11 protein-coding genes are annotated in these 13,212 nt (G+C 33.9%); 2 read left to right on the top strand and 9 right to left on the bottom strand.

Annotated elements, in window-relative coordinates; genetic code table 11:
* Positions 1 to 160 precede the first annotated feature (160 nt).
* Positions 161 to 2,533, top strand: a complete 2,373-nt coding sequence (locus DYH56_RS07930; RefSeq protein ID WP_114642313.1) for an EAL domain-containing protein — start codon at positions 161 to 163, stop codon at positions 2,531 to 2,533.
* 145 nt (positions 2,534 to 2,678) lie between these two features.
* On the opposite strand, the gene megL is transcribed toward DYH56_RS07930, so the two are convergent.
* The 6 genes from megL to DYH56_RS07960 all read right to left on the bottom strand — a co-directional run bounded on the left by megL (position 2,679) and on the right by DYH56_RS07960 (position 8,604).
* Positions 2,679 to 3,869 (bottom strand): methionine gamma-lyase, encoded by a 1,191-nt coding sequence (gene megL, locus DYH56_RS07935; RefSeq protein ID WP_114642314.1) that lies wholly within the window; start codon positions 3,867 to 3,869, stop codon positions 2,679 to 2,681.
* Between the two features lie 170 nt (positions 3,870 to 4,039).
* Positions 4,040 to 5,395: a Na+/H+ antiporter NhaC family protein gene (locus DYH56_RS07940; RefSeq protein WP_114642315.1), complete on the bottom strand. Its 1,356-nt coding sequence runs from the start codon at positions 5,393 to 5,395 to the stop codon at positions 4,040 to 4,042.
* A 232-nt stretch (positions 5,396 to 5,627) separates the two neighbouring features.
* Positions 5,628 to 6,032 (bottom strand): PhnA protein, encoded by a 405-nt coding sequence (locus DYH56_RS07945; RefSeq protein WP_114642316.1) that lies wholly within the window; start codon positions 6,030 to 6,032, stop codon positions 5,628 to 5,630.
* A 15-nt stretch (positions 6,033 to 6,047) separates the two neighbouring features.
* Positions 6,048 to 7,160 carry an MFS transporter gene (locus DYH56_RS07950; protein WP_158539096.1) on the bottom strand — a complete coding sequence of 371 codons (1,113 nt, stop codon included), beginning with the start codon at positions 7,158 to 7,160 and terminating at the stop codon, positions 6,048 to 6,050.
* Positions 7,161 to 7,362: 202 nt separating this feature from the next.
* A complete protein-coding gene (locus DYH56_RS07955) occupies positions 7,363 to 7,884 on the bottom strand; it encodes a transposase (protein ID WP_199532995.1) in 522 nt (173 codons plus the stop codon).
* A gap of 81 nt (positions 7,885 to 7,965) precedes the next feature.
* Positions 7,966 to 8,604: a Crp/Fnr family transcriptional regulator gene (locus DYH56_RS07960; RefSeq protein ID WP_114642319.1), complete on the bottom strand. Its 639-nt coding sequence runs from the start codon at positions 8,602 to 8,604 to the stop codon at positions 7,966 to 7,968.
* A gap of 225 nt (positions 8,605 to 8,829) precedes the next feature.
* Between DYH56_RS07960 and DYH56_RS07965 the strand changes: the two genes are divergently transcribed.
* Entirely contained in the window at positions 8,830 to 9,465 is a 636-nt protein-coding gene (locus DYH56_RS07965) for an outer membrane beta-barrel protein (protein WP_114642320.1), read from the top strand.
* 61 nt (positions 9,466 to 9,526) lie between these two features.
* On the opposite strand, the gene DYH56_RS07970 is transcribed toward DYH56_RS07965, so the two are convergent.
* From DYH56_RS07970 to DYH56_RS07980, 3 genes are all read right to left on the bottom strand, one after another.
* Positions 9,527 to 10,264: a class I SAM-dependent methyltransferase gene (locus tag DYH56_RS07970; protein WP_114642321.1), complete on the bottom strand. Its 738-nt coding sequence runs from the start codon at positions 10,262 to 10,264 to the stop codon at positions 9,527 to 9,529.
* 86 nt (positions 10,265 to 10,350) lie between these two features.
* Positions 10,351 to 11,784, bottom strand: coding sequence for an alanine/glycine:cation symporter family protein (locus tag DYH56_RS07975; protein ID WP_114642322.1), 1,434 nt, complete (start codon positions 11,782 to 11,784; stop codon positions 10,351 to 10,353).
* 219 nt (positions 11,785 to 12,003) lie between these two features.
* Complete coding sequence (locus tag DYH56_RS07980; protein ID WP_114642323.1) at positions 12,004 to 13,176, bottom strand: 4Fe-4S binding protein; 1,173 nt, start codon at positions 13,174 to 13,176, stop codon at positions 12,004 to 12,006.
* Positions 13,177 to 13,212 lie beyond the last annotated feature (36 nt).

Below are 13,212 nucleotides of genomic sequence, written 5' to 3' on the forward strand. Positions count from 1 at the left end.
TTTATATACATTTTTTTATTCATTTATTTCCTAAAAGTAATTTTTCCTCTAAAAATTCTTTACCACCCAACTAAACTTCTTCTTTTTTACAAATATTCAAATTTATAATTTCCTAGATAATAAAAAATTTCAATTTACCGAAATAGAAAGTTCCGGCAAAATGAAAAAAAGAAAACCCTCCCTTCAATATTACCCCATCTATTATATTGAACCGCTCAAAGGAAACGAAGCTGCCTTGGGATTTGATTTATTTTCTAATAAAAACAGAGGGGAAGCAATTTTAAATTCATTAAAAACCGGAAAAACAACAGGAATATCAAAAATTAAATTAGTTCCAGAAAAGGGGAAAAAAGATGAATTCCTTATTTTAAACCCTGTATATAAATCTGAAAACAATATATTAGGTTTTATTTCAGGAGTTTTTAAAATAGATGATATTATAAATTCTTCTTTAGGTCTCTTGATAAAAAATGACTTGGATTTTCAGATTTATGATGCCACAGAAAATAAAAATATCCCAATTTATACAACTAAAGATTATTTTAAAAGATTGCATTTATACCAGTCTTCAGATCTTTATTTTGAAGATTTTATACATTTCCCAAATCAAAATTGGAGAATCAGGTTTATACCCGGAAAATTATTTTTCTTAAATGAATTTATAAAATGGAATTGGACAATTTTTGTTTTTTTTAACATAATAACTATAATGTTCAGTAGAGCGGTCTATAATAAAATTAAATATACCAATGAAATAGAAAATTTAATGAAGAAATCTGTAGAGGATGGAACAAAATTAAGGCTGTCTGCCCACATTATAGAAAATACACCTGAAGGTGTAATAATTACAGATAAATATAATAAAATTATTTCTGTCAACCATTCATTTTTAAAAACTACCGGGTATAAAAAAAGGGATTTAATTGGATATGACCCTAAAATTTTAAATTCAAATCACCATAACCAGTTTTTCTATAAAGAAATGTGGAATTCTATTAAATATAAAGGGGAGTGGCGGGGGGAAATATGGAACAGAAGAAAAAATGGTGAAATCCACCCTGAATGGCTGAAGATAATAACAATCCGAAATAAGAAAAATAAAAATAATATTGATTATCATGTTGGTATGTTTTCAGATCTTTCAAACCAGGAACACATAAGAAAACAAATTCAGCATTTAGCATATTATGATTCATTAACAGATCTTCCAAACAGAGAATTATTTAATAGCAGAGCAAAAAATTCAATTATAGACGCTGATCTGGAGAAAACAAGTATAGCTTTTATGTTTTTGGATCTAGACAGATTTAAAAATATAAATGATGCTTTAGGGCATTCTTCAGGTGATGAACTTTTAAAAAAAGTTGCTGCATCTCTAAAAGAAATAACCCTTGAAGATGAAATTGTCTCAAGATTCGGCGGGGATGAGTTTGTGATTCTGATACCATCTTTCGATTTTATAGATGATTTAAATAAACGAATAATAAGTATATTAAATATATTTAAATCTGCTTTTATTATTGACGGAAAAGAACTTTTTGTCACTTCCAGTATAGGTGTGAGTCTTTACCCTTTAAACGGTGAATCTTTAGATGAACTTATCAAAAATGCGGATACAGCAATGTATTTTGCCAAAAGATCCGGAAGAAATAATTTTAAATTTTATACAGAAAATATGAATTCTAAATTTATGAAAAATCTTGATCTTGAAAATAAAATGAGACAGGCATTAAAAAATGAGGAGTTTTACCTGGAGTATCAGCCCCAGGTAAATACAGTCACAAAAAAAATTATTTCTTGTGAAGCACTTATTCGTTGGAAAAGCCCTGAATTTGGAACTATTTCACCGGATGATTTTATAAGGATAGCAGAAGACAGCGGACTTATTATTCCTATAACAAGGTGGATCTTAGAAAAAGTTTTTTACGAAATAAAAAAAGTTATTGAAATAGATCCAAATATATATATATCCATTAATATTTCCGGATATCAGATAAAACACAGTAATTTACCTAAAATGATTGAAGATGTTTTGGATCAGGAAAAAATAGATTTAAAACATATAGAACTCGAGTTAACAGAATCTATGCTGATGGATGACATCTTAAAGAATGCAGAAATTATGTCAAAATTAAAAGATTTAAATATTAAATTAGCAATAGATGATTTCGGAACTGGTTATTCATCTTTAAGTTACCTTAAGAAGTTCCCTATAGATAAATTAAAAATAGATAAATCTTTTATAGATGGAATTACAACTAATGAAGAGGATAAGGTAATTGTTAAAACAATAATTTCTATGGCACATAATTTAGGTTTTAAAGTCATAGCGGAAGGTGTAGAAACCAAAGAACAATTTGATTTTTTAAAAACTTATAATTGCGATGAAATTCAAGGATATTATTTTAGTAAACCTGTATCCATAGAAAAAATCATGGAATATTTAGAAGAAAATACATTTAATACCAATTTGATGAATTCTTATTACAATCCTATACATAGTGAAATTGTAAATACTTATAAATCTATTTAATGACATTATGATTTAAATTCCTAGAATTGGTATAATTTATAAAGCAAAAGATCCTATTTTTTATACCAGATACTAGAAAAAAAAGATGATTTCCGTATTATACGGAAGTCATCTTTTTTGATTTATAACTTATTGTCCTACTATTTTATAATTTTTCTAACCCCTGCTTTAAATCATCTATAATATCATTTACACCTTCTAAACCTACAGATATTCTAACTAATCCCTCAGTTATTCCTGATGCTGCTCTCTCCTCTACTGTATATGGAGAATGAGTCATAGATGCCGGGTGCTGGATTAAAGTTTCTGTATCCCCTAAACTTACTGCCAGAGTGCATAATTCCAAGCTGTTTAATAATTTTTTTCCTGCTTCCAATCCGCCTTTTACGTCAAATGCTATTATTCCTCCGAATCCATTCATTTGCTCCTTTGCAATTTCATGTCCTTCATGAGATTCAAGTCCTGGATAGTATACCTTTTCTATCATAGGATGAGCATCTAAGAATCTAGCTATCTCACCTGCATTACTGCAGTGTCTTTCCATTCTAAGTTCTAAAGTCTTCATTCCTCTTATCATAAGGAAAGCGTCTTGCGGGCTGAGAACAGAACCAGTCATATCCTTTACACCTACTAATCTTATCTGGGTTACTGTCTCTAAGTCTCCTGCTACAAATCCTGCTACTACGTCTCCATGACCGTTTAAATATTTAGTAGCTGAATGAACTACTAAGTCGGCTCCTAATTTTATAGGATTTTGAAGATATGGTGTTGCAAATGTATTGTCTACTATTACCTTAGTTCCTTCATTTTCATGAGCTATTTCACAAACAGCCTTTACATCCACAACTTTTAAATTAGGGTTTGCAGGTGTTTCTAAATAAACTATTCTAGTGTTAGATTTCATAGCTTTTTTTACTGCTTCCAAATCAGAAGTATCCACAAATTCTACATCTATTCCAAATTTAGTTAATCCATGACATAAGAATGCGTATGTACACCCGTATAAAGTTTTGTCCGCCAACACATGATCTCCAGCTTTAAGCAGTGTCCACATAGTAGAAGAGATAGCTCCCATTCCTGAACTAGTTGCTAACGCCGCTTCTGCTCCCTCTAATAATGCTAATTTTCCTTCTACAACACTTGATGTAGGATTTCCTAATCTTGAATAAATATATCCTGCTTCCTCTAAAGCAAATCTTTTACCACCTTGTTCTGCACTGTCAAATACAAATGTAGAACTTTGGTATATTGGTGTAGTTAACGTTCCGAATGGATTTTTTTCTGCTCCTCCATGTATAGCCTTTGTTCCAAATCCTTTTTCCTGAATCCCTTTCATTTAAAGCCCCCTTATTTCTTGTTTTTTCTTTTTCTTTATACCACTATACACCTTTTGTGCCCAATATGCAACACTTTATTCTAAAAAAACATACTTTTTTTATTAGAAAACATATTTTTTTGTTAAGAAATATAATCATTTGTTAAAAAATGTAACTTTAAAAAAACAGCTTATATCCCCTCTACTTCCGCTTCCCATACCCATGGTTTTTTTCTCATAAGACCATCAGCAAATGGTATATGTATTGAAATTATAACAGATGCGATCAATAACTGCTGGTACCATAGTAAAGGCATAACTTCTAAAGGTGTAACTTTACCTCCTGCAAATCCTACCAAAATTAACATTTGAGCTCCATAAGGAATAAATCCCTGAGCTATACAAGAGAAAATATCCAATATGGCAGCACTTTTTCTTGGGTCAACATCATATTTTCTGCAAAGTTTTTTAGCTATAGAACCATTTATAATTATAGCAACGGTATTGTTGGCAACTGCCATATCTGTAAGTCCTACCAATGCTCCTATCCCTAACTGGGCAGTTTTCGGACCTTTAATACTTTTTTGGATTTTTTCAAGGAGCCACTGAATCCCACCGGCTTTGGTAACCATAGCAGCTAAACCACCTGTAAGAAATGAAAGAAGAAAAATTTCATTCATTCCTACAAACCCATTGTAAACTTCCTTTGAAAAAGTAAGGAGAGTGAAATCTCCATAAACAGCTCCAATTATTCCTGAAAGAGCAATACCTCCAGTTAAAACAACGAAAACATTCATTCCAATCAAAGAAAACGCCAGTACAAAGACATAAGGCAAAATTTTAATCAGATTGAAATCATAGTTTTGAACTTCAGGCAAAATTTCAGGTCTGCCAAAAACAACCAAAAGGATAATAGTAAGAATAGCTGCAGGAGCAGTAATCAAGATATTAACCCTGAACTTATCCTTCATCTCTACCCCCTGCGTTCTGGTAGCTGCAATTGTGGTATCTGAAATTATTGAAAGATTATCTCCAAACATAGCTCCCCCCATAACAGCAGAAAGTACCAAAGGAAGAGAAAGTCCTCCTTTTTCAGCCAGTCCTACGGCAATAGGAGCGATGGCAACAATGGCTCCGACAGAAGTCCCTGTAGCCGTAGAAATAAATCCGGCGATAATAAATAACCCAGCAGCGATATATTGTGCAGGGATATAGGTAAGCCCTAAGTTAACTGTAGAATCCACTCCACCCATAGCTTTTGATACTCCGGCAAAAGCCCCGGCAAGTAAATATATTATACACATTATTATAATATCCTGGTGGCCGCACCCCTTGACAAAAGTACTAAATTTTTCGTTGATCGTGCCTTTAAAAAGAATGAAGGCAGTAACTATCCCGGCAAAAGCCGCAATAGGAGCAGGCAGTTGATAAAATGCTAATTCCACCCCCTGGGATTGAAGGATCAATCCGCTTCCTAAATAAATTCCGATAAAAATAAAAAACGGTACCAATCCCTTAAAACTTCCCTTGATTTTTTCTTCTTTCATTTTCTTCCCCCTATTAATTTTTAATAAACAATAAATAAATTAGAACCTATATAAACTTCATATTTCTATTTCTGCACCTTATGTTTATACAACATTTTTTCAACGAAATCAAATATTTTGTGTGTTTTGTGAACTAAAAAAACCATTATCGAACTAAATTAGCTTTTTATACGGTTTTTTTAATACTTACCAAAGAAAAAAGAGCAGAATCTAAGTTCTGCCCCCTATATTTTTATTTCCTGCTTATCTTCTCCACTAATTCTGCTAACTCCTCATCCATATAGACCATATCCATCAGATCATCTATCCACGAGTATTTTCCTTGGATCTGTTTTATAAGGTCTATTGCTGTGGCTTTTACTATATTTACCTCACTCCAGATTGCATGATTTAAAAATCTTAGGTCGTTTTCATCGGCTTTTTGTAACCTCTCTATGGTATCCATACACGTATCACAGATATGGATACACCTGTCGTAATCAGGTTCTTCCTCTATTTTCCCGACCTCAAATATATTTAATTTTTTCCCTGTTTCCCCACATAATTCACATGTGGATTTAGATCTTCTCACCAGTGTTTTACCGAATAATGATACCTTATTTTTTCTGTCCTTTGCCTCGTCATATCCTCTTGCCATAACTACAATCTCCTTTTATTCTTTTATTTTTTTCCCCCAAAACATCAATATCAGGGCTGTAAATGCCAATATTGTAAAAAATCCATAGATATAAACTGCTGAGGACTGCTCTATGATCACTCCTGAAATATACTGGACAAACATCCCACCCAAGGAACCTGCTGCCATAAAGATAGTTATTGCCGTTCCCAAGGTGTTTTTTTCTACAATATTTCGAACAAATAGATTTGCACCTGCAAAGAATAACCCTACGGAAGCTCCCTGGGATAAAAAAGTTCCTGCTATCACAGATGGTTTAGATAATAAAAAGTATACTCCCCATCTGACAGTTATACACAGCACTGCTAAAGTAACTACAAATTCTACCCCTTTTTTACTTATTAATTTTGTAGACACCCCGATAAAAGGTACTTCGCTGAGAGTCATCAGGAAAATAGTCGTTCCCAATAATGCCATAGAACCACCTATTTCCTTGAAATAGACTCCAAAATAACTGTTATGACCATTATTGGTTCCTAAAAACAACATGGAAACAATTACGAAAACAATATATCTTTTATTGGTTAGAAGTTTTTTTATGTCTACCTTTTCATCCTCTTCATGTGTACTTTTCATCTTCACAGGTATTTTTAAAATAATTACCCCTGTTACAATTGAAACAACTGCTGCTAAATATAAAAATGAAGAAGGCCCGAATATCTCTATAACTTTTCCCGAGACTAAAGCTCCCACAGCAAATCCGATAGAGCCCCATAACCTTATCTTTCCAAAGGCATAATCGGTGGATAAAGACACCGTATCCATAAGGGGCATCTCACAAAAAACTGCTATTGCATAGAGGGAATATAAGGTCAGTATACCCATAAATGAATTTATATAATTCATGAAAAATAGGGTAATAAAAATAACTCCTGTTATTAAAACCAGTATTTCTTTAGATTTTTTTGTCTTATCGTTTATATATCCTAAAACCGGCTGAACAGCCATGGCTAAAAATGATCCTATAGCAAAAATCATCCCTGACTGCCCCCCTGATATATGGATAGTTTCAAAAAATTGGGAGAAATAGAGCATACTGGCTCCCAAGGTAAAGTAGAATGTAAAATAATATAATATGTAGATCGACACTGATTTCCTCCTTGATTTCTTCCCTATATTTCAAATTTATCTTTCTTACAATTATATCATAGAATATGTTATTGCGTAGGGGTAATTCATGAATCCCCCCCTACATCAAATTTGATACCGTATCCCCATTAATAATTTCATCGAATATTTTCTTAATTTTTATCTTTGTATTTCATTTATAAAATTCTGCTTTCCCTAAAATTTACCTACAATTAAACCTGTCTTCCTTCCAATTTCTTGGGTTATTCCTTATATAATCTGATATCCTCGCATATTCTTCCTCATCTCTGATTATATGTTCATAATAATTTCTCTGCCATACCTTGCCGGTATTATTATTTAATATATTTATTTTTTTTGTCGATAACATTTTAAATTTACCGATCAATTTTGGAATTAACATTTTTCGCCGGGATTTCATATCATTTTCCCGTAGGGGTAATTCATGAATTACCCCTACATCAAATTTAATTTCAATAATCCCATGAAAATGATTTGGCATAAGACAATATTTCGATACATTTATATTTTTTGTTTCTAAATCATTCCATTCATTTTCTACAATTTTACCTAATCTGTTTAATATCATATTTCCATTGATTATTTCACCAAATATTCCCCCTCTATTTTGTGTACATATGGTTATAAAATACAATCCATTTTTACTATAATCATAATTTTTTAACCTGATACTCCTTCTTCCATAGGTGCAATTATCTCTCATAATTATCATCCTTATTTTAATATTTTATAGGATCTCCAGAAAGAGCACCCTGCAATAATTTTATTTATATGTATTATCTGCCTAATACATATACTCCTCATAATACCTCTTCAACTTTTCCTCATCCAATATATTTATACAATCTTTATTTTTTTCAATGCACCCTTCATGGACTAACTCACCGGTTAATTTATAGAGCATACTCCTTCCTACATTGAGAACATGGGCAATGTCGTTATACTTTAAAAAATGCATCTTCCCGTCTACCGAATTACTCATAATTATGAATGCAAAGAATACCTTGGCTCCCCCATGGGAACGCATAAAAAATCCCCTTGCTCCCTGCCTTATTACTCCAGAACCTCTTTCTAAAATAAACCTGAGGATCTTAGCATCATTGAACATATGTTCTTCCAAAAATTTCTCATCCAGTACCACTGCCCTGACCTTTTTTGTGGCAGCCACCATCTCCCAATCCCTTATATCTTTTTGCAGGTACATATTTATCCCTATAAATTGATTGGGCTTAAAAAAATAAGGATGGATTATCTTTTCCCCGTCATGATATCTGACAGCATATACCGTTCCCTCAAGAAGATATAGGATTTTACGTTCATCTAAGGCCAATAGGAATTCTCCCCTATGATATTCCCTGATACTTAAATTTTTAATCAAATCTTTAGACAAAATTTTTTCCAAAACCCCAAATTCCCCTTTCATTTATTGACCTCCGACCTGTCATTTTTTTTTAAAATTATACAAACTTAAAAAGCCATAAAAATGTCCACCAATTGGACATTTTTATCTTTATTTAATGGTATTATTTATCTCGTGAAAAAGCAAGGAAGATTTAAATAATAATACTCCCAAAGAAAAGCTCAGAGCTGAGTAAATGAAGTTATTGGGAGATATTATTAAATATAATTATTTTAAGGAGAAAAAAATATGAAAAAAGTATTATTAGGGTTAGCAGCATTATCAGCAGTATCATTTGCTGCACAGGAAGACACATATTTAAACGCAAGATTTGGTGGAGATTTAGGAGCTTCATACACTAAGTATGAATCTGAAGGAACTACTATCTTAAATGATGAAACAGATGGATTCGGCGGAGAATTAGCATTGGAAGGATATAAATCATTAACTGATAATTTTGATCTGGGTTTAGGTCTGGCATATCAATTACATGCAGATAGAGCAGATGCTCCTATACGTACTTCAAGTGTATCAGCAGATTATTACGGAGTAGAATATAATTCAGTACCTGTATATTTAACTGCTAAATATAACTTCAACCTGGATTCAGAGATCAAGCCGTACTTAAAAGCTAACTTGGGTTATTCGTTTAACTTTGATTCTTCTGATATAAAAGTTAAAGGTTCAGTAAATGATAAAGCTAGCACAGATGTAGAAGATGGTCTATACTGGGCTTTAGGCGGAGGTTTAGAGTACAGGAATTTCACTGTAGACCTGATGTATGCTGTTACTACAGCTGAATCTGAGTCTAAAGAAGCTGATATAAAAGAAGATAATGACTATGGAAGAGTTGTTCTTTCAGCTGGTTATAGATTCGATTTATAAAATTTCTTTAAACAAAAGCTCCTTCGTTGATGGAGTTTTTTTATTTGAGATTCTTTTTCTTTTATTTAGGGGAAATTATAAAGAATACATAGCCGTAATATTCCCCGTATTTCTCATAGATCTCTATCTCTTCCCAGTGCATCTCTACTACCATTTTTTCTTTTTCAGATAACTCTCCTTTCTCTAACTCTTTCAACCTGTCAGCCATCTTCTCATAATAATTTTCCGTCCAGTCGGTTGAAGGGAGGATAAAATAATCCTTTACCTCATATCCACCCTCATCTATAATCTTCTTATTTTCAGAAAGCGTCGTTATCTGGGGATACTCTGCCTCCCAGTAGTCCAAAAGTTCCCTGGGGGGATTATCCCGGATCCATGAAATATGAGAAAACCCTATAATCCCCCCCTGTTTTAAAAACGGCTTCCAGTGTTCCAGTCCATTTGCTAACCCCATTATATAGACAGCCCCCTCGCTCCAGATAAGGTCAAAACTGTTGTGAGAAAAGTATTTTTCCAGATTATCCATGGAACAGTTGACGGTCTCAACGCCTGTTTCTCTTTTTATCTTATTTAAATAAATTTCTGCTGTATCCAGAGCTGTAATCTTTCCGTCCACCAAACTCTTCAGTACCCTGGTCTGGAACCCCGATCCGGCTCCTATATCCAGTACATCTATATTTTCTCCTAAAAATTCCCTTGCAGAATTATAGGCTCTTTCGGTGGACAGATCACTTCCGGGGCCGCCCCTGAAATCCCCGTTATGAATCTTAAAAAAGAACTCCATCATCTCTTTATCCATCTTATCCCTCCATTATAGTAAAGTTTTCCCTTATTATTCTTTAATAATTAAAAAATACCTCCCATAGGAAGGTATTTAATATTATTTTATATAGTCTTTAATTTTTGTCCTGCTTTTCTTAATGCTGTTTCAGAACCAGTCCAGCACTCTACACCGTCTAAGTCATCTACTGTTTCAGCTCTTAAGATTGGATCAAGTCCTTGTTTTCTCTGATCTGAGTAATCATCCAATAATCTGAATGCGATTGGACCTAATTTTAAGATTGCATATAGGTTTAATACAGCCATGAATCCCATGAATAAATCCGCTAATCCCCATACAACTTTTAATCCTGCAATTCCTCCTAATAACACCATCATAACAACTGCTGCTCTATACCCTTGCAGCCATAATTTATTTTCAGTCATAAACTCTATATTTGCTTCTCCGTAATAATAGTTTCCGATTACCGAAGAAAATGCGAATAAGAAGATACAACCTGCTATAAATATCCCGCCGAAGTTTCCTATATGCATGCTAAGTGCTGACTGGGTCATTTGGATCCCGTCTCCGCTGAGGGTCTGGTGTCCTGACAGTAAGATAATAAATGCAGTTGCACTACAGATTAATATTGTATCTGTAAATACACCCAAAGCCTGGATTAAACCCTGCTTTACCGGATGTGATACTGTGGCTGTAGCCGCCGCATTAGGAGCACTTCCCATTCCTGCTTCATTGGAGAATAATCCTCTTTTAATACCCTGCATAAGAGCTGCACCTAACGCTCCTCCTGCTGCCGATTTAAAATTAAATGCTCCGTCGATGATCATTCCAAATACTGCCGGTACTTGGGTAATATTCATCACAATAACAACTGTTGCAACAACAACATAACATACTGCCATTACAGGAACTACTTTTTCCACGAAACTCGCTATTCTCTTTACCCCACCAAAGATTATAACCGCAGTCAATACTGCTAATGTAACAGCAACTACAGTTTTGCTTATTCCAAATGATCCGTTAAATGCCATGGCAATTGTGTTGGATTGAACCGAGTTAAAGATAAGTCCGAAACATACTGTGATTAAGATTGAAAACGCTATCCCTAATTTTCTGTTCTTTAAAGCCTTCTCCATATAATATGCCGGCCCGCCTCTGAATGCGTCTCCATCTTTCACCTTATAAAGCTGTGCCAGTGTAGATTCTACAAATGCTGATGCAGAACCAATAAGTGCTAACATCCACATCCAGAATACTGCTCCCGGTCCTCCTGCTGCGATAGCCAGTGCCACCCCTGCCATATTTCCAGTTCCTACTCTGGAAGCTGTACTTATACAAAAAGCCTGAAATGATGTGATACCTTTTTCCTCTTTACTTCCCTTTACTCCGTCTGCTGCTCCTTCAGTTAAAAGTCTTATCATCTCCTTTAGCATTCTGAACTGGGCAAACTTTGTTTTTATGGAAAAATAAATTCCCACTCCTATTAGACCTACTATCAATACATATGACCATAAAATGTTGTTTAAAAAATCTACCATGCTTCATATCCTCCTCGATTCATTTTTTCATTTCATAAGTATAATATATATATTTTCCTTTGTCAATATATGTCATATATGAATTTCGTTGGCTATTCATAGGTAAAAACTATTAATCATTACTGAATACGTATATTCGGATATTAAATTGGTATATTTTTAACTAATTATAGTATATTTTTGAGAGTTTTTAGAAATTTTTAACAAAACATCTATATCTTATTCCGATGGATCTCGATCTTTTCCCTCAGGGAGAAGTCGTGTTATTATTTCATCTATTTTATCATGATCAAAATCAATTCCGGCTGATTTTAGGACCTCTTCACTGCTTTTTATAGTTGTTTCAGGCGGGAGCTCTTCCATACTTACTCCAAGTTCCTTATAAAATTTCTTCAATGGAATATCAAAACCTTGAGCTACCTCCTGTATAGTCATCCATCCCCTGATATTGCCAGGATTTCCTTTGAAAATTCCAGCCAGACTCTTTGGTGTAGTCTGGTATATCCCCAGTCCTTTGGTTATTAGAATTATTCCAAAGAAAATTGCTACACCGATTATTCCTAATTTACCTGAACTGATTTTCTTTTTCATAAGGTTGACTTCCAGAGACTTCTTAGCAGTGGGACAGACTTCTACACAGGTCATACAGCCTATACATTCACCCTTGTCAACTGTATTTACAGATGCAATATCCAGTCCCACCGGACATCCTCTGTCGCACTTATTGCAGTTTATACAGGTATTTTTATCCCTCTCTATTTTTAACAGAGAAAACCTTCCCAAAATCGCATAGTAGGCTCCCAATGGACAGAGATATCTGCAGAATAATCTGTCATAAAAAAGGGAAGACAGAAGCATCCCCATCAATATTCCGAATCCAAGAAGGTATTCGCCTAACAGCTCTTCCCAGCCTGCCGTAATATGACTGTAAGCTACAAAAGGATCCATTGAATTTATCACCAGCTGACCAGTTCTCCAGGTAAAATAAATAATACCAATGAGGACTATATATTTTAAGTATCGGAGGGTACTATCCAAGGATTTAGGTACATTATATCTTTTCTTAAAGATCTTCATTCCAATTTTTCCAAAGATATCCTGCAGGGTACCCAGGGCACAGATCCACCCGCAGAAGATCCTTCCAAGAGTAACTACCAAAAATGTAGATCCTCCTACAAGGATGATATTGGAATAAAATGTCTTCTTGATAAAGTCCCCCCTTGTCACAAGGGAATAAAAACTCTCTATCCCTCCAAATGGACAAAGAGCATGGATTGAAGGTGCACCATTTGGTCCTCCGCCTAATTTCTGATGTAAAATTCCAGCCATTGTTACAAAAAACAACACTCCCAGCTGAACTGCCGGTCTGACTCTTTTTACTTTAATTTTCATTAAAATTCCTCCCCTTTTTGTTTGTTATGGGAATTC

It is taken from the genome of Psychrilyobacter piezotolerans (assembly GCF_003391055.1).
Taxonomy (GTDB): Bacteria; Fusobacteriota; Fusobacteriia; order Fusobacteriales; family Fusobacteriaceae; genus Psychrilyobacter; species Psychrilyobacter piezotolerans.

Coding starts and splice junctions, on each gene's coding strand:
- DYH56_RS07975 (WP_114642322.1), bottom strand. CDS start 11,784: ATGGTAGATTTTTTAAACAACATTTTATGGTCATATGTATTGATAGTA.
- DYH56_RS07945 (WP_114642316.1), bottom strand. CDS start 6,032: ATGGCAAGAGGATATGACGAGGCAAAGGACAGAAAAAATAAGGTATCA.
- DYH56_RS07965 (WP_114642320.1), top strand. CDS start 8,830: ATGAAAAAAGTATTATTAGGGTTAGCAGCATTATCAGCAGTATCATTT.
- DYH56_RS07955 (WP_199532995.1), bottom strand. CDS start 7,884: ATGAGAGATAATTGCACCTATGGAAGAAGGAGTATCAGGTTAAAAAAT.
- DYH56_RS07970 (WP_114642321.1), bottom strand. CDS start 10,264: ATGGATAAAGAGATGATGGAGTTCTTTTTTAAGATTCATAACGGGGAT.
- DYH56_RS07940 (WP_114642315.1), bottom strand. CDS start 5,395: ATGAAAGAAGAAAAAATCAAGGGAAGTTTTAAGGGATTGGTACCGTTT.
- DYH56_RS07980 (WP_114642323.1), bottom strand. CDS start 13,176: ATGAAAATTAAAGTAAAAAGAGTCAGACCGGCAGTTCAGCTGGGAGTG.
- DYH56_RS07960 (WP_114642319.1), bottom strand. CDS start 8,604: ATGAAAGGGGAATTTGGGGTTTTGGAAAAAATTTTGTCTAAAGATTTG.
- megL (WP_114642314.1), bottom strand. CDS start 3,869: ATGAAAGGGATTCAGGAAAAAGGATTTGGAACAAAGGCTATACATGGA.
- DYH56_RS07930 (WP_114642313.1), top strand. CDS start 161: ATGAAAAAAAGAAAACCCTCCCTTCAATATTACCCCATCTATTATATT.